Genomic DNA, 21,226 nt, shown 5'->3' with positions numbered 1-21,226 from the left:
GTCGAGACCAACACGGTCCCATCGAGCGCTGAGGGGACCGTGTTGGTCTCGACACGCCTCCGCCTAGCGGCTCCGGCGGCTCGACCAGCGTGGCTCAGCCAGCGGTGGCGGCCAGCAGTTGAGCCGCGGCCTGGTCGATCTTGCCGTTGCCGAGGCGGGGGAGCTGGGCGACGGGGACGAGTACGTCCGGGACCGAGTCGGGGCGGAGGACCGTCGGGAGCCGACGACGGAGGTCGCCGAGATCAGTGCCGGGACCCTCGACGAGGCTGACCAGACCGCCCTCGGGGGTGGCGGCGGTGAAGGTGGCCAGGCCGAAGGCCTGCTTCACCTCGGCGTCGAGCGCGTCCAGGTCGACGAAGCTCGCGCTGCGCTTGACCCGACGCCCCGCGCGGCCCAGGCAGAAGAGCTCCTCGCCGCGCCGGGCGCCGAGGTCACCGGTGAGCACCCGCTCCCGACCTTCCCAGCGCGGGAACTCCCCGTTCGGGTTGCCGAAGAGATAGCCGCCGGGCAGGTGCGGCGACTCGATGGTCAGCATCTCCGCGGCCTCTCCAGGAAGCAACGACGTACGCCACGCCCCGACCACCCCTCGCCCGATCCCAAGCGCGCCGTGGACCGTCGGCAGGTCGTCCCCTGCATCGAACCGGGCAGCGCTCGCGAAGCCGATCGTCTCGCTGGTGCCGTACGTGTTGACGACAGTCGGGACGCCGAGGTCGAAGACGCGCTGGGCGTCGGCAGCGGAGAGCCGGTCACCGCCGGAGCCCCATACCCGCAGGGTCGGTGGGGAGATGGCGGCGCGCTCGTTGGTGGCGAGGTCGATGAATCGGGGAGCCAGCCGCAGGTGCGTCGCCTCGACGCGGGCGCAGAAGCCAAGCGGGCGGAGCCGGTCGCCCAGCGATCCAGACAGGTGGAGGGAGGAGCCGGCGGCCAGGGCGACCAGCAGGTTGGTCATCGCCAGGTCGTAGGAGAGATGCGAGACCTCGGCCCATACCGAGGAGGCGTCGAGGTCGAGCGCGGCGGCGCCGTGCGGCACGAAGGCGTCGATGCCGGACCAGGACGACAGCACGCCCTTGGGGCCACCGCCGGTGGAGCCGGAGGACATCGCGACGTACCCGGCATCCAGCGACGAGCGGGAGGACGACGAGGCGACCGCTCGGATCCCCGACCGGTCGAGCACGACATCGGGATGCAGCGCCTGGAGGAGGGACCGGCGGTGCTCCTCGGCCGCAGACGGGTCCACGAAGCAGACCGAGAGATCACCGAGGATCGCGGCCACAAGCGCGACCACCGCGTCGGTGGACAGCGGGAGCGACACCGCGACCAGCGGCCGCGGTACACCGGCAGCCGCGACGAGGGCGAGCCGCAGCTCCTCGGCCGCGCCGACCAGCCCGTCCGCGTCGACCGACGAGCGCCGGTCCGCGATCACGGCCTGCGACCGGGGTCGGGTACGTACGGATCGGATGCGCTCGGCCAGCGGGTTCACAGGATGCGAGGCTAGGAGCCGCGGACCGCTCCGGCACCGGCGTCGCCCATCACGATCCCCGGATTCGGGGATATGCCGGCCGCCCCCGCCGAGCGGGTCTCTGTGCTCCACAACGCTGCTCATATGGTCAACGCAGCCCAGCAGAGACATGGCGTGGCAAAGACGCACGTGCTGATCATTGTCCAGAACCTTCCCGTGCCTTTGGACCGACGTGTCTGGCTGGAGTGCCAGGCGCTGGTCGCGCGCGGTTACGAGGTCAGCGTGATCTGCCCGAAGGGCCCCGGCGATCCGGGGCGGCAGCAGCTCGGCGGCGTACGCATCTACAAGTACCGGCCCGCACCGCAGGCCAGCGGCGTGCTCGGCTATCTGCTCGAGTTCGTCTACTGCTGGATCCGCACGGCGCTGCTGGCCAAGAAGGTCTGGCGGGACCGCCCGTTCGCGATCATGCAGGCGTGCAACCCGCCCGACACCTACTGGCTGCTGGCCCGCATCTGGAAGCGCCGCGGCGTCCGGTTCGTCTTCGACCAGCACGATCTCAACCCCGAGCTCTTCCTCTCCCGGTTCGGCGCTCCGACGTCCCTGTCCGGTCGCGCCCAGCTGGCTGCGCTGCGCTGGCTCGAGAAGCAGACGTACGCCACCGCCGACCAGGTCATCTCGACCAACGAGTCCTACCGGAAGGTCGCGATCACCCGCGGCGGGATGGCCCCCGCGGACGTGACCGTGGTCCGCAGCGGACCGGACACCTCGGTGATGCGCCCGGTGCGGCCTCACGACGCGGCGCCCAACGCGAACCGACACACTCTGGTCTACCTCGGGATCATGGGTCCCCAGGACGGCGTCGACACGGTGCTGGAGGTCATGGAGGAGCTCGTCCACCGGCGCGGCCGCAGCGATGTCGACGCGGTGCTGATGGGCTTCGGCGATTGCCTCGAGGACCTCAAGCGCCGCAGCACCGAGCTGGGCCTCGACGATGTCGTCACCTTCACCGGGCGGGCCGGCTCGGCGCTGATCGCCCAGCACCTCAGCGCCGCCACCGTCGGCCTGTGCCCTGACCTGAAGACGCCGCTCAACGACGTCTCGACGATGAACAAGACGATGGAGTACATGGCGTACGCCCTGCCGTCGGTCTCCTTCGACCTGGTCGAGACGCGGGTCTCCGCCGAGGACGCCGCGCTCTTCGTTCCCTCCGGGGACGTGGCCGCGTTCACCGACGCAGTCGAGTCGCTGCTGGACGATCCCGAGCTGCGGGTCGAGCTGGCTCTGCGGGCGCGGGAGCGCGCGGCGAAGGTGCTCGACTGGGGCCCGCAGTCGGCGGCGTACGTGCAGGTCTACGACTCCATGTGCGCGATCGGCGAGGCGCCGGCGGCGGTCGACGGGTTCGAGTACGTCGATCTGGACGATCCGGACGCGCTGCGCCAGTTCGTGCTCACTCGCGGACCTGCGGTGACGTAACCGATTTGGGGTATATGACCCCGACTTCGGGACCGCGGTCCACGCGGATCCCCTTGGATGGCTCCTTGTGCTGAAAATAGGAGCCATCGGCTCCTAGAATCTAGGAGTCAACCCCACGTGACCCCAACTGTACGGATGCTCGGCACCCGTGGCGTGCCCGCAGCCCACGGCGGTTTCGAGACCGCGGTGGAGAACATCGGTCTTGACCTGGTCGACCGCGGCTGGCGCGTCGTCGTCTACTGCCAGGACGACGAGCCCTCCGCGGATCTGCGCATCGACTCGTGGAAGGGCATCGAGCGCGTGCACGTGCCGGCCCGGCACGACGGCCCGCGCGGGACGATCGAGTTCGACGTCGGCGCGGTTCGGCACGCCGCCCGAGAGGCCGAGCAGGACGGCAGCGTGTGCGTGACATTCGGCTACAACACCGGCGCGCTCAACGCGGTGCTGCGCTCCCGCCGCGTCCCCAACATCATCAACATGGACGGCATCGAGTGGAAGCGGGCCCGCTGGTCGGGCCCGGAGAAGGCGTTCCTGTGGACCCAGGAGCGGGCCGCCTGCTGGCTGGGCGACCACCTCATCGCCGACCACCCCGAGATCGCCCGACACCTGGCGACCCGGGTGCCGGCCGAGAAGATCACCACGATCGCCTATGGCGCGCCGCGTGTTGTCGACGCACCGGACTGGGCCGTGCTCGATCACGGGCTCGAGCCGGGTTCCTACCTCACCCTGGTCGCCCGGCCGGTGCCGGAGAACAGCATCCTCGAGGTCGTCCGGGCCTTCTCCAGCCGCCGCTGGGGCCGGCAGCTGGTCGTCCTGGGTGACTACGACCCCGCCGACGACTACCAGCGCGCCGTCCTCGAGGCGGCCAGCGACGAGGTCGTCTTCCTCGGCGCGATCTACGACACCGACATCGTCTCCGCCCTCCGCTTCCACTCGGTGGCGTACGTCCACGGCCACCAGGTCGGCGGCACCAACCCCTCCCTGGTCGAAGCGCTCGGCTGCGGCAACGCCGTGATCGCCCACGACAACCGCTACAACCGCTGGGTCGCCGACGAGGCCGCTCTCTACTTCTCCGACGAGGCCGGCGTCGTCTCCGCGCTGGAGCGGCTCTTGTCCGAGCCCGAGCTGGCGGCGTCGCTGTCCGGCCACGCCCGCGCCCGCCACTCCGCCGAGTTCACCTGGAGCCGGATCACCGACCAGTACGAGCAGCTCATCCGCGCCCACCTGCGCTGATCCGTCCTAGACGTCGGTGGCGATGTCCGCGGTCGGTGGAGCGGGCTCGCGGGCGGTGTAGGCGCGGTAGGCGAGGACGCAGGCGACGGTGAGGACCGCGGCGGTGACGGCACAGGCTGTGAAGAGGGTGTGCCACTGGTTGTGGTCCGCGGCCGGGCCGGCGATGACGGCGGCGATGGAGCTGCCGATGAAGAGCGAGGCGGCGAAGCAGGCGACGACGGTGCCGCGGGCCTCGGGGACGATCGAGGTGGCCCAGGTCTGCAGCGAGGTGTGCAGGAAGGCCCAGGTGATCCCGAGCATCACGACGATGCCGATGATGGTGGGCACCGAGACCGTCACGGTCGCGGCGGCGTACCCGGCAGTCAGGGCGATGCCTCCGATCGCCATCAGCGCCCAGCGCGGGAGCCGTCGGGTGAGAGCCTTGAGGACCTGCGAGGAGAGCAGGACCGCGATGCCGTACGCAGCCGCCGCCAGCCCCGCTCGCGCCGCATCGACCCCTTGGGCCTGCAGCGCGGGGGCGAGGAGGGTGAGTACGCCCAGGACCAGGCCGCCCTCGACGAAGACGAGCAGCCCGACCACCAGCACCCAGCGGTTGCTCAGCGCCGCCCGGAACGATGCCTTGATCCCGCTGCTCGTGGCCCGCGGCGGCTCGGCGAGCGAGCGCAGGCCCCAGGCGCTGATCAGCGCCACGACCGCCGGCACCGCGAACACGACCCGCCACCCGGCCAGCTGACCGGTGATCCCCGCCGCCGCTGCCGCCAGCGCCGTCCCCACCGCCATCGCGGCCATCAGGTCCGAGAGCGCTCGTTGCCGGTGGGTCGCGGAGACGGTGTCCCCCACGTACGTCAATGACGTCGGCACGATCGCCCCGAAGAACGCTCCCGCAACGACTCGCACCACCACCAGGGTGATCAGGTTGGGGGCCGCCGCCGAAACCAGCCCGGCAATTCCCGCCCCGACGAGCGCACCCTGCATCAGTCGCACCCGGCCGAATCTGTCCGAGAGGGCGCCCCACAACGGCTGACAGAGTCCGTACGCCAGGTAGTAACCGCTCGCGATCGCCACTGCCTGCCCGACCGAGACCTCGAACGTTGCTGCGACCAGGACCAGGATCGGGCTCACCACGAACCTGTCGAAGCTGCTCACGAACGAGGCTATGGAGATCCAGACCGGTGGGCGCTGTGGGGACGAGTCCGGGGTGTGGGGCACTCGGTCAGGTTAGTAAAGGACTGGTGTCTCCGTTGGTCGAGCTTGTCGAGACCTCCCTTCTCCGATGGTCGAGCCGCCGGAGCCGCTAGGCGGAGGCGTGTCGAGACCAACACAGGAGCCTCCGGTGGTCGAGCTTGTCGAGATCTCCCTGCCGGAACGTCTCGCCCAAGGCCGGTGAGGGCCGCCGACCCGACTTCGAGGGTCTCTCGATCTGGACCGGCGTCAAGGACGCCCTTCGGGCGCCGGCTTTGCCGGCCGCCTTCGGCGGTCCTGGACTCCGGACCAGATCGAGAAAAGATTTGGCTGGCTATCGGGGCGGCGGCCCGGGTGTGGCGCAGCGGATTCTTGTTTGGGACGGGTGAGGTTGATGCGGTGGAAGGGCGGCCCTTCGGGCCACTTACCATCCACAGGATCGAGGCCGTTCGCTCACCGCGAAAATAGCGTTTGACCTGCATATATAGGTGGTCTCAAGGGGGCTTCGGGCGTAGAATTAGAGCTATCACAGCACACCTCTGAAGGGGAGATGGCGATGAGTCTCGGCCGCTCGATCGACCACTGGGGCACCAACCCCGGCGACGCGATCGACGCCGCCTTGAAGGCCATCGAGACCGCCCTCCAAGAACTCCTCGCCACCGACCCCACCTACTGGCCCACCGGGCAGAAGAAGGACCTGCTGGAGCGGCTGGAGAAGCTCCAGGCCCAACAAGCCGCGTTGAAGCTGAGGGTGCTCGCCTCTTCCGGCGACATCGCCGAGGAGACCGGCGCGAAGGACGCCTCCGGGTGGATGCGCACTGAGCTGCTGATCGACAAGGGCGAGGCCCGCTCGCAGATCAAACTTGCCACCAGTGTCGCGAAGTACGAGCTCGTCGCCGCCGGTCTCGCCGAGGGTGTCGTGTCCCAGGACAAGGCCCGGGCGATCACGAAGGCGCTCGACAAGATCGAGGCCGACCCCGTCGCCAGCAGCGAGGACCTGATCCTGGCGGAGAAGCTCTTGATCGACTACGCCACCCACCTGACCGCCACCGAACTCCGGATCGTCGGGAAGCGGATCCTGCGGGAGGTCGATCCGGTCCGGTTCGAGGACGCTGAGGCCAAAGCCCTCCTGGCTGAGGAGGAGCGTGCCCAGCAGAAGACCGTGTTGCGGGTGTGGGACAACCACGACGGCACCATCGGCTTCGACGGGGTCCTCCCGACCTCGATGGGGAGGAGGTTCAAGCGGCTGGTCGAGGCCTGGGCCCAGCCCCGCAAACAACAGCTTGTCGCCAAGGGTGCCCCGATGCCGCCGTGGGAGCGACTGATGAGCCAAGGCTTCGCCCGGCTCCTCGAGACCATGGACCCGGCCGCGTTGCCGCGTCACGGCGGTGACGCGACCACGGTCAATGTGGTGATCAGCCTCGAGGAGCTCCGCAAGGACCTCGGGATCGCCACCCTGGGCTACGACGAGACCAACGGCACCACCATCTCGGCCGCGGAGGCCCGGCGGTTGGCGTGCAACGCCACCATCATCCCCTGGGTCCTCGGGGGAGACAGCGAGGTCCTCGACGCCGGCCGAGGCAGCAGGTTCTTCCAGCCCATCCAACGCAAAGCGCTCCGGCTCCAGCAGAAGTGCTGCCAAGCCGAGGGCTGCGACATGCCGCCGGAATGGTGCGATGCCCACCACCTAGAACCATGGGCCGCGGGCGGAAGACAAACCTCAAGGACGGTGCCTTGTTGTGCCCGCACCATCACCGCCTGGCACACAACCCCGCGTACATCCATAAGCGACTACCCGACGGCACGATCCGGTTCACCCGTCGCCCCTGACCAATGGGACCACCGTGCACACCGGTCTGAGCTGACGCTTCGACAGGAGCATGACTACGAGAGTCAGCGCGGTGAGGCCGGCCGCGACCCATACGGGCGCGAGTTCGCCCACTCCGGTGGCGAGTCCGAGCGCGCCGAGAACGGGTCCTGCTGCGGCTCCGACGTTGAGTGCAGCGGTCGCGTAAGAACCGCCCATCGTCGGTGCGCCCAACGCGGCGTAGAGCACGCGCGCGATCAGGGTGCTGCCCACGCCGAACGACAACATCCCCTGGAAGAGGACCAGGACGACAAGGAGCGCGGGAACCGACGCGAACAGGGCTAGCGCGATCCATCCCAACAGCAGCAACGGGCCGCCGATCGCGAGCACGAGGCCCGGGCTGTTGTCCGACAGTCGCCCTGCGAGCGTGACACCGAGGAACGATCCGATCCCGAACATCACGAGCACCACGGAGATCCATGCTTCCGTCAACCCTGCCGTATCGGTCACTACCGGTGCCAGGAAGGTGAAGGCCGCGAAGGTGCCACCGTTGACCAGCGCGCCGAGGATCATTGCGAGGAGGAGACGGTGCGAGCGCAGCTGGCCCAGCTCGGCGCGGAGACTCGGCGAACCGGTGCTGGCATCGGACCGGCTCCGCCTGTCCGCGACGCCCCGCAGGATTCCGATCGCGGCGGGCACGCACAGCAGGGAGATGGCCCAGAACGTCGTGCGCCACCCGGCCGCGGCGCCGAGCAACGCTCCTGCAGGAACGCCGGCGACCGTGGCAATCGTCGTACCTGACAGCAGGATTGCAAGGGCGCGCCCCTTTCGGTCTTCGGGCACGAGCGTGGTTGCTGTAGCCAGAGCGACCGCGAGGAAGCCTGCGTTGGCGAGGGCGCTGAGTACGCGGGCGGCGAGAAGGAGGGAGAAGACGGGCGTGACCGCGGCGATCACATGGCATGCGGCGAACAGAAGCAGACAGACGAGCAGCGCCGCCCGCGGGGGCCAGCGGCGGGCGAAGGCAGCCATCAGCGGCGCGCCGATGACCATTCCGATGGCGAACGCGGAGGTCAGCAGACCCGCGGTACCGACGGTGACGTCGAGATCGGTGGCGATCGCGGGCAGCAAGCCCGCGAGCATGAACTCCGAGGTGCCCATGACGAAGACCGCCAGGGCAAGCATGTAGAGGGCGAAGGGCATCGAGTACTCCGAGGTGAGTGGTCAGAAGATGGTTCTTCTGGTCACCACGGCCAGCGGACCGGAGGATGCCGAACGGGCCCGCGCTGATCGCGGGCCGGCGTGCTCAGTCGTTCACGGGGCTGGCGGTGTGACCGGCAGCCCCTGACCTGTCTGATTCGGGACTCGACATGCCCCAGATGCTAACCCAAGCGCTTCAGGGCAGCAGCGCAGCCCGGAACGCTGCGGCGTGGAGCGATGCAGACTCCGGCCACTCCCGCGCGGACAGATCGGGCCGACCGCCGGGCGGGTTGGCGGTAACTGCCTTCAACGCACGCTCGAGGTCTTCGATGGTGAGGGTGCCCTCGAACAGGTGGAGCCAGCCTTCGCCGACCTCCTCGGCCAGGCGACGGTTGACCTCGTTGTCGGGGGCGAGGACCGGGGTGTCGAGGGAGAGTGCGAGCAGGAGGGCGCCGGAGTTGTGCATCGCCTTATAGGGCAGTACGACCAACGTTGCGGCGGCGATCTCGGCGGCCAGGGTGGCGTCGTCGGCGTAGGTCAGGTCGGCGCTCACCCGGGCATCGGCCGCTACCGCGGCGCGGACCTGGTCGGCGAGGGCGGGGTCGGAGGGGGAGCCGACCAGGCGTACGTCCAGGTCTGCCTCGGGGCTGTCGGCGACCGCCTCCAGGAGCTGCTCGACGCCCTTGTAGGGCTTGATCAGGCCGAAGTAGAGCACCCGCCTCTCGACGGTCTCGACGGGCCCGACTGTCTCGGTCAACGCCTCGATGACCGGCTCGAACCAGTCGCGGTAGTGGGCGTGGACGATCGTCGAGGTCGGTACGTCGAGCGGGGGAGCGGTCTGGTCGGTGAGCCGGATGACGTGCCTGGTGCGGCGCTCGAGGGCGTCGAGGAGCCGATCGTCCCAGCGGCTCAGGCCGTCGGGTCGGACGAGGTTGTGCCAGGTGCGTACGACCGGTGTCCCGGTCAGTCGGAGCCGGATGATGAACGCAGTGGTGAGCAGGCGGCGGGCGAGCCGGCGCAGCGGCGTACGTGCCGAGGTCAGCAGCAGCTCGGGCCAGTGCACATGGAAGACGTCGTAGCGGCCCACGATGGCGCGGGCGAAGCCGAACAGCAGGACCTCGGTGTCGTCCCGCCGGTCCAGGGTCTCGACGAGCTGGACGATGTAGGGGTTGGTCGTCGCGCGCAGCTCCCGGGCCGATTCCAGGACCCGGACCGGCCGGGCGCGGCGCCCGCCGCGCAGCCCACGCAGGACCGCGGAGACCGGTCGCACCGGGTGCAGGAGCTGTCGGCGGCCACCTCGCATCAAGATCTCGTACGCTGCCCCGAAGGCTCCACGACGCCAGGCCCGTTGCCGCTCCCGGCTGAGCCAGGTCCGCGCGAAGAGGGCACGGTTGCGGATGTTGAAGTAGTAGTAGGCCGGCGACTTGGCGCGGGAGCCCTCCGCGCGCTGGGTGCCGCCGCCGGAGTGGATCGCCGTGGCACCGTCGATGACCGCGACCCGGCCACCGAGCGCCTGGACCTGGGCGCACAGGTCGACGTCCTCCCAGTAGAGGAAGTAGCGCTCGTCGAAGCCGGACAGCCGCTCCCACAGCTCCCGGGTGACCGCGAAGCAGGCCCCGGTGACCCACGGCAGCGTCTCGGCTTCGGGGTGCTCGGCGCGGCGCCGCCAGGGGCGCATCATCCCGGTGTCGAGGTCGAGATCGAGGCCCGCGGAGGTGACCTCGCCACCCGCGCCGAGCACCGTCGGCCCGGCGAGCAGGAGCGGCTCGGCGTCGACGGCGGCCATGAGGCGTACGGCCGACTCGGCGTCGATCGTGGCATCCGGGTTGAGGAAGAGCAGCACCTCGGCGCCCTCGGCCAGCGCAGCCGCGGCGCCCAGGTTGCAGCCGGCGCCGAAGCCGGTGTTGGTGCCGGGGAAGACGCCGGTCCAGCCTTCGCGGTCGCAGAGGGCTCGGACCGCGTCGCGATTGGCGTCGGTCGAGTGGTTGTCGACCACGACGATCTGCGCGGGCCGGAGCGCGGCAGCGACCTGGGTCGTGTGCCGCTCCAGCAGGGCGGGATCGCCATAGCTGACCACCACCACGGCCAGCCGGGAGAGCTCGCTCACGACGAGACCTCGACCGAGCCGTCGAGCACGCGCAGCTCACGCCACCACTTGCGCAGCGCGATGGCCAGCGCGGCGGCGTTGCAGACGAAGACCAGGGCGTAGATCCAGGAGAAGACCACCCCGAAACCGAGCAGTACGAACATCCAGCACTGCGCGCCGTAGTCCATCGGCAGCAGCGCCCACTTGCGCAGCGGGTTCTCGTGGACCGCCATGGGCGACCCGGGAGGCTCGGTCATGGGGGCCGGGCGCAGCGTCGGCATCAGGATCAGCCCGAAGTACGTCACCACAGCAACCACCTCGAAGCCCAGCGGCACCAGCAGCCACCCGTCGGTGACCGGACCGAAGCGATACCAGGACACGAGCACAGCCAGATGCAGGCTGGCGGTCTTGAAGCAGTCGATGGTGTGGTCGAGCCACTCACCCGAGCGCGATCCGCCGCCGCGCAGCCGGGCGAGCTGCCCGTCGGAGGAGTCGAGCACATAGCCCGCGGCCAGCAGCACCGCGACCAGGATCCCGGTCCACCAGCGCGGTTCGACCAGCGCGAGCACGGCCAGCCCGGCGGCCGAGAGCGTCGCGCTCACCGCCGTCGCCTGGTTGGGGCTCGCACCGACGGTGTGCGCCGCCGCGGCGACGACCCTGCCGGCGGGCCGGTTGACGAGCCGCGAGTAGGCCGCGGTGTTGAGCGAGGGCTTCTGCGCCTGAGCCAGTGCCTCCAGATGTGCACGGAACCCGCCTGGGGCGCGTTCGGCGCCGGTCGCGGCCATGCTCGATCCTGTTTCGCTCATACGTGGGGGTTGGACATGCGGACCCTAGATGAGCCCCGATCGGCGCAGGGCACGAAGAGCGTCCACTCCCCAGATCTGGGTAGGACTTTGTCAGGACCTTCGGCCCGGGTCGTCCCGGTGACATACCGTTGCCCATCATGCGTTTGTTGGTCGCCCACCCGTCGCCGGACGTCTACGGTTCCGATCTTCAGCTGGTCGAGACGGTGCGTGGGCTGCACCAGGCGGGGCAGCGGGTCACCGTCGTCGTACCCGAGCACGGACCGCTCCTCCCGCTGCTCGAGGCGGCCGGTGCGAGTGTCGAGGTGATGGCGTTCCCGGTGCTGCGCAAGGCGTATCTCAGCCCCACCGGGCTGGTCCGGCTGGCCGCGGCGCTGATGGTCTTCTGGGTGCGTGCGGCGCGGCTGTGGCGGCGGGTCCGGCCGAGCCGGCTGCTGGTCAACACCGTGACGATCCCGTGGTGGATCGTCGTCGCGCGCGCGGCCCGGGTCCCCGTGGTCTGTCACGTGCATGAGGCTGAGGACGACCAGCCGAAGCCCGTACGCCTGGCCCTGACCGCTCCGCTCCTGCTGGCCACCCGCGTGGTGGCCAACTCGCGGGCTTCGCGCGACGTTCTCGTGCGCACGGTGAAGGTGCTGGAGCGGCGTACGACCGTCGTCTACAACGGGGTGCCGGGGCCGGAGTCAGTGGCGGCCCGCAGCCGGACGCCGAACGAGATTCTGCGGCTGGTGCTCGTCGGGCGGCTCTCGCCGCGCAAGGGGACCGACGTGGCTCTCGATGCGCTCGCCGAGGTGCGCCGACGCGGGATCGACGCCCGCCTGCGGGTGTGTGGGTCGGTGTTCGCGGGCTATGAGTGGTTCGAGCAGGAGCTCCGCTCTCGTGCCTCAGACAGCGACCTCGCCGGCAACGTCGAGTTCCTCGGTTACGTCGCCGAGCCCGCCCGCGAGCTCGAGCGGGCCGACGTCGTACTGGTGCCGTCTCGCGTCGAGCCCTTCGGCAACGTCGCGGTCGAGGCGCTGCTCGCCGAGCGGCCGCTGATCGCGAGCCGCGTGCAGGGGCTGGCCGAGATCGTGACCGACAGCGAGACCGGGCTCCTCGTGACCCCTGGCGACGCGCACGACCTCGCCGACGCGATCCAGCGGCTCGCCACCGACCCCGCCTTGGCAGCCGAGCTCGCCTCCGCCGGCCGCAAGGACGCCGAGGAGCGCTTCGGCGCCGAGCGCTACCGCGAGGAGATCGCGGCCGAGGTCCTCGGTTGAGCGTGGAGGACACCGAGCGACGCGGCCTCGGCAGGAGCGCTGCCCGCGGCGGGATGGTGGTGCTCGGCGGCCAGGGCGTACGCATCCTGGTCCAGATCGCCTCGGTCGTGGTGCTGTCTCGGCTGCTCACGCCGCGCGACTACGGCCTGGTCGCGATGGTGCTGGCGGTCGTCGCGGTCGCCGAGATCTTCCGCGACTTCGGGCTCTCGACCGCGGCGGTCCAGGCCGAGGTGCTCACCCGGGCGCAGCAGACGAACCTGTGGTGGCTCAACACCGCCCTGGGCGTCGGCCTCGCGCTCATCGCCATCGCGGCCGCCCCGCTCGTCGCAGTCCTCTACGGCGAGCCGGCCCTGACGACCCTGACCGCCGCGATGGCGGGCATGTTCGTCCTCAACGGCATGGCCGCGCAGTATCGCGCCGACCTCACCCGCCGGATGCTCTTCACCCGGCTCGCCGCCGCCGCAAGTCTGGCGCCGCTGGTGGCCCTCGGGATCGCGGCGTACGCAGCGGCCAACGGCGCCGGCTACTGGGCCCTCGTCGTCCAGCAGCTCGTTCAGGGCGTTGTCGGGCTGGTGGTCGCCGGCGCGTTCGCCGGCTGGCTCCCCGGCCGTCCGCGACGCGGCGTCGAGATGGGCGGATTCCTGCGTTTCGGCTGGTCACTGGCGGGTACGCAACTGATCAACTACGCCGCCAGCAACATCGACTCGGTCCTCATCGGCACCCGCCTGGGCGCCCACGAGCTGGGCACGTACAACCGCGCCTGGCAGCTGCTGATGAACCCGCTGGTCCAGCTGCGCAGCCCCACCACGACGGTCGCGTTGCCGGTGCTGAGCCGGATCCGCGACAACCCGGCGTTGACCCAGCGGTTCGTGCAGCGCGGGCAGGTCGCGCTCGGCTACAGCCTCGGCGCCGGGCTCGGGCTGGTGGCGGGCGCCGCGGCACCGGTCTGCGCGCTCCTGCTCGGCCCGGGCTGGGACGTCGCCGGCATCGTCGCCCTGCTCGCCTGCGCGGGCCTGTTCCAGACGCTGGCCTACGTCGGCTACTGGGTCTACCTCGCCCACGGGCTGACCACGGAGCTGCGCCACTACACCCTGGTCGCCTCGGTGCTGAAGGTCCTCTGCGTGCTCGTCGGAGTGCGCTACGGAGTCACCGGCGTCGCGGTCGGCTACGCGACCGCCCACCTACTGGAGTGGCCGCTGTCGCTGTGGTGGATCTCCCGACGCACCCGACTCCGGGTCGGCCCTCTCTACCTCGGCGCCGCCCGCATCCTGCTGGTCGCCGGGGCGGTCGCCGCCGCTGCGTACGCCACCGCCCAGGCCCTCCACGGGCAGCACCCCGCGGTGACGGTGCCGGTCTGCGTGGTGGCCGCGGCCGCGGCGTACGCGCTTCTTCTGCTCGTCCCGCCGATCCGCCGCGACGTGATGGCGCTGGTGGTGACCGTGAGGGGCGCGCTGGCCCAGAAGGTCAGCCGCGGCTGAGGGCCACCGGACGGCCGGAGTCGTCCCAGACGTTGCCGGAGTGGCTGACCTTCGTCGATGAGGGTCGGATGATCGCGCAGCCGTCGATGCGCTGGTCGCTGAGGAACCGGTTGTCGTGGATCTCCACGCCGCGGATCGGGCCGCGGCGGGTCTCGGCGATGTTGACGGTGCAGCCGCCTCCGCCGAGCAGGTTGTCGCGGATCGTGACCCCGCTGACGTCGTTGATGCTCTGGGTGATCTGCACCCCGGCGTTGTAGGCGCCGGTGAACCGGTTGTCCGCGATCGTGATGTTGCTGCCACCGATGATCTGGATCGAGTCGTCGTGGGATGCGCCGTCCTGGTACGGATCGTTCTCGAAGTGGTAGTTGTCGTGAAACCAGTTGTCGCGCACGGTCACGTTGCTGCCGGTGATGTGGACCTGGTCGGTGACGTGGTGGATCTCGGAGTCCTCCAGGGTGAAGTCATGGCCGACCACGCCGTTGACGCCCGGCGCGGCGTTCTCGGCCAGCACCTCGACGTTGCTGACGAGCATCCCCGCGCCGTTGCCGTTGTTGTTGGAGATCCCGGCGGTCTCCGAGCCGGTCGGCACGATCACCTTGGTGTTGCGGATCGTCACGTTCGGCGCCTCGACACTGACCCGGCCGTGCACCTCGAGGTCGTCGACCACCTTCCCAGGGGTCCTGATGATCAGGTCGCCGCGGTGGACGCGCAGCTTCTTCTTCGGAGGTACGCCGGTGTCCCTCGACCCTGGAGCGCCGCCCGCCGGCGGTGGTGAGCTCAGCGGCTCACCCTCGCGCGGTCCTTGCTCGCCCGGCCGATCGCCGGAGCGGTTCGGCTTCCCCGAGTCCGTGGGCCGCTTCTTCGGATCCGCACCGTCCGAGGGCTTGGCCGAGCGCGTCGAGGAGGCAGAGGGAGTGACCGACGGGGAGGGGGACGGTGTCAATGTCACCGGCCCGCCGAAGTCGTCGGGTGGCAGCTCGCCGTAGTTCCTCTCCGCATGCGGCTTGGGCTCCTCGGCGGGGCCGTTGGTCAGCGCGTAGGTCGAGGTCAACGCGACCACGGTGGCAACCGCGGAGATACCAAGGAGAAGGACCCGGGACGGGACAGCCAAGAGACGTACGCCTTCCTGTGGACTCTGCATCCAACTGATCGTGTGGGAGTCTGCCCCCTGAACCCCGCAGTTTGCGAGCGTTGGGTGCTTGCGTCGCCACACATACCCGATTCAGGGGATCGAGCACGTGACCGGGCGAGTTTGTGGTGCGGCGGCGCGGTCGTCTCGGTCATCGAAGCAGCCTGTCACCTGAGTCGAGGCGCTAATCGGAGGGCTGTTGAGGGCGTAGGCGACGTCACTGGACCGTGCTGAATCGTGGCACCGATTGCCACAGACTGGTAACGGAAAGCGGATTCACCAGATGTATGGATGCCCCCCGGGGCTAGCGTCTGGTTTCGCTAAACCGGCTCGGGACCGGAGAAGCAAGATTCGCTGGTCCGATCGCCATTTGGAGGCGCCGCAATGTCCCGGGTTCTCGGTTTTGTCCTGTCGTCCTTCCTCCGCGCAACTGCTGGCACGTTGGTGCTGACGCTGGTCGCGGGTCTGTTCGCACTTGCGGTGGTGTTCACACCGTCTTCGGCTCAGGCGCGGTCACTGTCCGCGAAAGATGGCTTGGCCGCCGGCTCGATCGCGCAGGCGATGGCGTTGGCGGCAAAGTCGGGTGAGCCTACGACAGTCGATTCGTTGACGACCGAAAACACCTTGGTGACGGCGACGCCTGAGGGTCCGTTGCGGGCGGTGGTGTCGTTGGAGCCCGTGAGGGTTCGTGAGGGTGGCGATGGCGACTGGGTCGACATCGAGACGGACCTTGTTGACGGTCCGGATGGGATGTTGAAGGCTGCATCGGTCAATGGCACTGTCGTCGTCTCTGACGGTGGCGCGAAGGGGTCGGTCGTTGCGTCGTACGCCCCGTTCCGAGCAAAGGGCTCTGAGGGCGACCGTGCGGCGTATGAGCTGCTCGCGCCGTTTGACCTGCCGGAGCCATCGGTGGATGGTCCGGCCGCTACCTATGTCGATGTGATCCCCGGCGTCGACATGGTGGTCGAGGCGAAGTCAGCGGGATTCTCGTACTTCTTTGTGGTGAACACCCGTGCGGCGGCGAAGTCTCCGAAGTTGGCGGAGTTGCGGATTCCGTTGCGGTTGAATGGCTTGAAGCCGAAGGCGTCAGCTGGTGGCACGGCGTTTGTGGACGACGATGGCCGTCGGGTGGTGTGGTCAGGCACGCCGATGATGTGGGATGCCAAAGGTGGTGAGGTCGCTCGGGACTCGGGTGAGGAGGCCACGGATGGTCCGGCCCCGTCTGATCAGGTCGCTGTGTTTGATGCGGTGGCGTCGGCCACGGAGATGGTGCTGAAGCCGGACGTGTCGTTGCTGGCCTCTAAGAAAACGACACTGCCGGTGGTCATCGACCCGGCGTCTTCTCAGCCGGCACGGAACGGTTGGACCGCAGTGTGGTCCAACTACCCGACGAAGTCGTTCTGGCAGACCGAGCACTCGCTGGGTGCAGGATATGAGGGTTGGGAGCAGAACAAGAAGGTCCGTTCCTACTTCCGCTTCCCGATCACTTCCGCGCTGAAGGGAACCCGTGTCCTGTCGGCGGCGATGAACGTCAAGCAGGTCCACGCGGCGCAGTGCGCGGAGCACCCGACCGATGTGTACCGCACAGATCCGATCGGCACAGCGACGACGTGGGATCGGCAGCCGGCACGTGGTGCGCTGCAGGACACTAGGTATTCGTATGCCGGGTGTGGATCCGGTTCGAACTGGGTCGGCTGGAACGTGAAGTACGGGATGCAGAACATCGCGGACCAGGGCGTTTCGTCGGGCACGTTCATGATTCGGGGGAGGGACGAGTCGAACAAGTACGCGTGGAAGCAGTTCGATGATGACGGCGCACATCTCGAGATCAGCTACATGCCGTACCCGAACACCTCCACGACGTACTTGAAGGATTCTTCGGGGTCCGTAGCGTGTGGCAGCTCGACAGATCCGGCAATCGTGACGTCGACCGACATCCAGTTGGGTGCGAAGGTGTCGATCCGGTCGGCGACTGACAAGCTGTATGGGGCGTTCCGAATTGAGAACACCGGCACCGGCGGCACGGCATCTCAGGTCGCGTCCACGGGTAAGGAATCGGGTGAGATCTCGTGGGTTGCGAGGACGGTGTCGAACGGGCACAAGTATCGGATCTATTCGCGTGCCCGCGTCTATTTGAATTCTGCGAAGTCGTCGTACCTGGAGTCGAAGTCGACTGCCGGCTGGTGTTACTTCCGGGTGGACACCTCGGCTCCGAAGGCACCGACTCTGACGAGCAGCAACTTCCCTGAGTGCGCCGCTGAGGCGTCGCCATCGACGTGTCCGCACACCGGCACTCGTGTGGGGGGCACGGGCACTTTCACGGTCGATGCACCAGATTCTGACGTGGTGAAGTACCAGTGGTGGGTCGTCGGACCGGCGTCGGGTGAGCCGACGTCCAAGACGACGGTCACTACCACAGGCGGTGCCGCGAAGACGTTCTCGTTTACGCCGAAGAAGACGGGCTTGCGAAAGATCCAGGCCCAGGCCTTTGATGAAGCGGGCTTTGGTGGCGCGGCGAAAACGTATGAGTTCTACGTCGCAGCGAACGCACCTGTAGCGGACTGGACCTTCGACAACGAGGCTGCGCGTGGCGCGAACACGGGTCGTGACCCATCGACCGGAACGTTGACGTTGGGTGGCGCGACGATCAGCAACTTTGGCCGCGCCGATGACGGACTGAGATTCACTGGTGGAGCCCCGTCAACGACGACGGTTGCTGGTGTGAGCACGACGCAGGACTTCTCGGTGGCAGCGTGGGTTCGCGTGTCGACGTCCGAGTCAGCGACGCTGGTTGCGGGCAAGTCCGCAACGGGAGACGCGTTCGAACTCGGCTTTGACTCCAGTTCACGGAAGTGGGTGGCGGGCCGGCGCGGTAGCACGGAGACACGGTACGCATCCTCGAGCGCAGTCGCGGATGTCGGCCAATGGGCGCATCTGGCGGCGACCTATCAGGCTTCGACGAAGACGGTGACGCTGTACGTCAACGGCGTGAAGAACGGAACGGTCGTATATACAACAGCCGCAGAGACTGTCACCGGTTGGCAGTTGGGCTGCGGTAACTCGGCGCTCCCTGCGCCTGGGTGCGTGAACGGGATGGTGGACCAGGTCGGGATCTGGGATATCGCGATCGGTGCGCCCGATGTGGACGCGCGGCTCAAGCTTGATTCTGAGACGCGTGAGGAGACCTCGACCGTAGCGGACTGGGACATGGCCGCCGACACCTCGGCGTCTGGGGTGATCACGGACCGTTCCTTCGGGTCCAAGCTCTCGGTTTCTGGCGCGGGGTCTGCCTATCTGGCCGGCGCGCTTGATGGTGCTGCGACGGTTCCGGCCTTGACATTGCCTGGTGAAGCGGGACAACAGGTCAAGATGACCTGGTCTCCGGTGGCATCTTCGACCTCGTTCACTGTCGGCGCGTTGGTACGGATTCCCGATGCCAGCCATGCGGCTGTGATTGCTCAGCAGGCGAGTGCGAACACCGCGGCGTGGACGCTGGGATTCCGACCAACCGACGACGGGGTCATGCAGTTCTACTTCCGGATGGCTGCCTCTGATTCGGCTTCGGCTGGCGTGTCCGAGGTCCGACTGAATGTGGACTCGCTCAATGACTTCAACGCGGTGACCGCGGTATACGACGCGACGAACAACGTCATCAAGCTCTATCTCAACGGTCAGGCGTTCGCCGATGATGACGGCAGCGAGTTCTCGCCACGGGCCGAGGACGCGTTCACAACTCCTTGGCAGGCTCGAGGTGCGTTCAGCCTCGGGAACGGCACCGTCAATCAGTCCTTGGGAGGAACCCAAGCACCGTTCGAGGGTGATATCGCCCGGATCAAGCTGTTCGCCGGTGCTTTGACTGCCGACGCTATCGAGAAGGGAGAGGACGGAGTCACGCCTCCCTTTGAGGCCCCGGTCATCCCGCCGCTTGATACCGCGAAGGTCCTCGATGTCGACTTCGCTGATGGTGTGATCAACGAGCGAGTTGCAGGTCTGGCGGCACGGATCTCGGGTGCACCCGGCTTCGGCACCGACGGGACGGTGTCCTCTGCGGGGCCGACCAGCGTGATGCAGGTTGATGGTGTCAGTGACGCGATCTCGTTCGCGGTTGACCCCTGGGCGCAGATGAGTGGTGGGTTCACGATGGAGTGCGTCTTCAAGATCGAGACGACCCTGCCAGTCTCCAGCGAGCGGGACCTGTGCTCGAACAAGGAAACCGGCGGGTTCGGGATCTATGTCCAGGGCTCCGAGCTGCGCACCAGCGCCTATATCGGTGGCGCCTACCAGATCGTGTCCACGCCTGCAGAGTCCGACCGCTGGTATCACGCCCTGTCGGTGTGGGACGGCACGACCTTGGTGTTCTACGTCAACGGGGTCCGGGTCGGGGAGACGGCTGCGGGGGGTGCTCTGGGTGCACCGGCCACGACGGCTAGAAGCTTCGTGATTGGTGGCGACTCCGCGCCCAACAACGCTGTTCAGTTCCCGTCCCCACCGGCGTCGTTCGCGCACGTAGCGGTGTATTCGCGGGGCGTGTCGGCCTCTGAGGCAACCACGATGGCTGCGAGTTGGAAGACGCCGCCTCCTGCCGATGCGGTGGTGGCTCCGCTCGAGGCGACTAAGCAGCTCGACGTCGACTTCGCTGGAAGCGTTCCGAACGAACGCGCTCAGTCACTTGAGCCAAGGCTCTGGGGCACACCGGCTTATTGGACCGACGAGACGATCATTTCCGAAGGGCCGACGCAGGTGATGCGGGTCGATGGTGTCGACGACGCGGTCTCCTTCGAGAGCGATCCGTGGGCCGAGCTGTCCTCTGGGTTCACCTTCGAGTGTGTGTTCCGGATCGAGACGACGTTGCCGGTCAGCAGTCAGCGTGACCTGTGCTCGAGCAAGGAGAACGGCGGGTTCTCGATCTCTGTTGAAGGCTCTGAGATCCGCGCGGCGGCACATATCGGTGGGACTTACCGGAGGGCTGCGATGCCGGCGGATGCTCCGGCTGTCTCGAATCGCTGGTATCACGTGGCTTCGGTGTGGGACGGCACCACGCTGGCGTTGTACGTCAACGGGACGCGGGTTGCGGAGACTGCGGCGACGGGCCCGTTGACGCCGCCGGCCGAGGTCGCACGGAAGATCATGATCGGCGGCGACCCCGGTGCTGGCGGAGGAGTCTCCTTCCCTGCCCCGCCGGCGTCGTTTGCTCACGCAGGTTTGTATGCGCGGGCTGCCTCGGCCACTGAGGTCGCTGAGATCGCGGGGAAGTGGGAGACGCCGGATGCTCCGGTCGTTCCTCCGCTCGAGACCACGAAGAAGCTTGATGTCGACTTCGCCGGCGATACACCGAACGAGCACGCCCAGGGCCTACCGGCTCAGGTTTGGGGTGCGCCCACGTATTGGACCGATGACCAGGTCTCAGATGGCGGTCCGATGCGCGTGATGCGGGTCGATGGTGTCGACGATGCGGTGTCCTTCGCGGATAACCCGTGGCCTGCTCTTGCAGGTGGGTTCACCTTCGAGTGTGTGTTCCGGATCGAGACGACGTTGCCGGTCAGCAGTCAGCGTGACCTGTGCTCGAGCAAGGAGAACGGCGGCTTCGGGATCTCTGTCGAAGGTTCTGTGATCCGTGCGGCGGCATATATCGGTGGCGCCTATCGGAGGGCTGCGATGCCGGCGGATGCTCCGGCTGTCTCGAATCGTTGGTATCACGTCGCCGCGGTGTGGGACGGGGCCACGCTGGCGTTGTACGTCAACGGGACGCGGGTTGCGGAGACTGCGGCGACGGGTGCGTTGACGCCGCCGGCCGAGGTCGCACGGAAGATCATGATCGGCGGCGACCCCGGTGCTGGCGGAGGTGTCTCCTTCCCTGCCCCGCCGGCGTCGTTTGCTCACGCAGGTTTGTATGCGCGGGCTGCTTCGGCCACTGAGGTCGCTGAGATCGCGGGTACGTGGAACACCGCACCCGCTGCCGCGCCAAACCAGGAGGGCGCCGGCTAACCCGGACTGCGCCGTGGCTCCCGCAGTGGTCGCTCGTCGAAGGGGCGAGCGACCACGGGAAGACCCAGCCCTGAACCAGCCCGAAGAACGTTCGCCCCATCAGCCCTCCTTTTCTGCTCGCTTGGCTTGATCTCG

The 21,226-nt window shown here is 68.3% G+C and carries 11 protein-coding genes; 5 read left to right on the top strand and 6 right to left on the bottom strand.

Translation table 11 applies throughout. The annotated features are described in order from the left end of the window. Positions 1 to 94 precede the first annotated feature (94 nt). On the bottom strand, positions 95 to 1,480 hold the full coding sequence (locus AB0F44_RS24785; RefSeq protein ID WP_357359326.1) for an AMP-binding protein: 1,386 nt from the start codon (positions 1,478 to 1,480) through the stop codon (positions 95 to 97). 153 nt (positions 1,481 to 1,633) lie between these two features. Between AB0F44_RS24785 and AB0F44_RS24780 the strand changes: the two genes are divergently transcribed. Both AB0F44_RS24780 and AB0F44_RS24775 read left to right on the top strand, forming a co-directional pair. Beyond that, positions 1,634 to 2,932 carry a glycosyltransferase family 4 protein gene (locus AB0F44_RS24780; RefSeq protein WP_357359325.1) on the top strand — a complete coding sequence of 433 codons (1,299 nt, stop codon included), beginning with the start codon at positions 1,634 to 1,636 and terminating at the stop codon, positions 2,930 to 2,932. 117 nt (positions 2,933 to 3,049) lie between these two features. Next, the gene (locus AB0F44_RS24775) at positions 3,050 to 4,165 is read left to right on the top strand and encodes a DUF1972 domain-containing protein (protein ID WP_357359324.1); all 1,116 of its coding nucleotides are present in this window, start codon (positions 3,050 to 3,052) and stop codon (positions 4,163 to 4,165) included. A 6-nt stretch (positions 4,166 to 4,171) separates the two neighbouring features. Here the strand turns inward: AB0F44_RS24775 and AB0F44_RS24770 are convergent, their stop codons facing one another. The 4 genes from AB0F44_RS24770 to AB0F44_RS24755 all read right to left on the bottom strand — a co-directional run bounded on the left by AB0F44_RS24770 (position 4,172) and on the right by AB0F44_RS24755 (position 11,222). Further along, a complete protein-coding gene (locus tag AB0F44_RS24770; RefSeq protein ID WP_357359323.1) occupies positions 4,172 to 5,374 on the bottom strand; it encodes an MFS transporter in 1,203 nt (400 codons plus the stop codon). 1,786 nt (positions 5,375 to 7,160) lie between these two features. Next, positions 7,161 to 8,354, bottom strand: a complete 1,194-nt coding sequence (locus AB0F44_RS24765; RefSeq protein ID WP_357359322.1) for a Cmx/CmrA family chloramphenicol efflux MFS transporter — start codon at positions 8,352 to 8,354, stop codon at positions 7,161 to 7,163. A gap of 193 nt (positions 8,355 to 8,547) precedes the next feature. Beyond that, a complete protein-coding gene (locus AB0F44_RS24760; RefSeq protein ID WP_357359321.1) occupies positions 8,548 to 10,458 on the bottom strand; it encodes a glycosyltransferase in 1,911 nt (636 codons plus the stop codon). Then, the gene (locus AB0F44_RS24755) at positions 10,455 to 11,222 is read right to left on the bottom strand and encodes a CDP-alcohol phosphatidyltransferase family protein (RefSeq protein WP_357359320.1); all 768 of its coding nucleotides are present in this window, start codon (positions 11,220 to 11,222) and stop codon (positions 10,455 to 10,457) included. Before AB0F44_RS24755 ends, AB0F44_RS24760 begins: the two co-directional genes overlap by 4 nt. Positions 11,223 to 11,380: 158 nt before the next feature. On the opposite strand from AB0F44_RS24755, the gene AB0F44_RS24750 reads away from it, so the two are divergent. Next, a complete protein-coding gene (locus AB0F44_RS24750; protein ID WP_357359319.1) occupies positions 11,381 to 12,499 on the top strand; it encodes a glycosyltransferase family 4 protein in 1,119 nt (372 codons plus the stop codon). A gap of 2 nt (positions 12,500 to 12,501) precedes the next feature. Continuing rightward, positions 12,502 to 13,977 carry a lipopolysaccharide biosynthesis protein gene (locus tag AB0F44_RS24745; RefSeq protein ID WP_357359328.1) on the top strand — a complete coding sequence of 492 codons (1,476 nt, stop codon included), beginning with the start codon at positions 12,502 to 12,504 and terminating at the stop codon, positions 13,975 to 13,977. On the opposite strand, the gene AB0F44_RS24740 is transcribed toward AB0F44_RS24745, so the two are convergent. Further along, complete coding sequence (locus AB0F44_RS24740) at positions 13,964 to 15,118, bottom strand: right-handed parallel beta-helix repeat-containing protein (protein WP_357359318.1); 1,155 nt, start codon at positions 15,116 to 15,118, stop codon at positions 13,964 to 13,966. The genes AB0F44_RS24745 and AB0F44_RS24740 overlap by 14 nt on opposite strands. Before the next feature lie 372 nt (positions 15,119 to 15,490). Between AB0F44_RS24740 and AB0F44_RS24735 the strand changes: the two genes are divergently transcribed. After that, positions 15,491 to 21,091: a LamG-like jellyroll fold domain-containing protein gene (locus AB0F44_RS24735; protein ID WP_357359317.1), complete on the top strand. Its 5,601-nt coding sequence runs from the start codon at positions 15,491 to 15,493 to the stop codon at positions 21,089 to 21,091. The last annotated feature ends 135 nt before the right edge of the window (positions 21,092 to 21,226 follow it).

The organism is Nocardioides sp. NPDC023903, assembly GCF_040639295.1.
GTDB lineage: Bacteria > Actinomycetota > Actinomycetes > Propionibacteriales > Nocardioidaceae > Nocardioides.
This window is presented reverse-complemented; position numbering and strand designations above follow the sequence as displayed.

Excerpts from the sequence above, each read along its gene's own strand:
- AB0F44_RS24735 (WP_357359317.1), top strand. The coding sequence starts at position 15,491 with ATGTCCCGGGTTCTCGGTTTTGTCCTGTCGTCCTTCCTCCGCGCAACT.
- AB0F44_RS24750 (WP_357359319.1), top strand. The coding sequence starts at position 11,381 with ATGCGTTTGTTGGTCGCCCACCCGTCGCCGGACGTCTACGGTTCCGAT.
- AB0F44_RS24755 (WP_357359320.1), bottom strand. The coding sequence starts at position 11,222 with ATGGCCGCGACCGGCGCCGAACGCGCCCCAGGCGGGTTCCGTGCACAT.
- AB0F44_RS24740 (WP_357359318.1), bottom strand. The coding sequence starts at position 15,118 with ATGCAGAGTCCACAGGAAGGCGTACGTCTCTTGGCTGTCCCGTCCCGG.
- AB0F44_RS24765 (WP_357359322.1), bottom strand. The coding sequence starts at position 8,354 with ATGCCCTTCGCCCTCTACATGCTTGCCCTGGCGGTCTTCGTCATGGGC.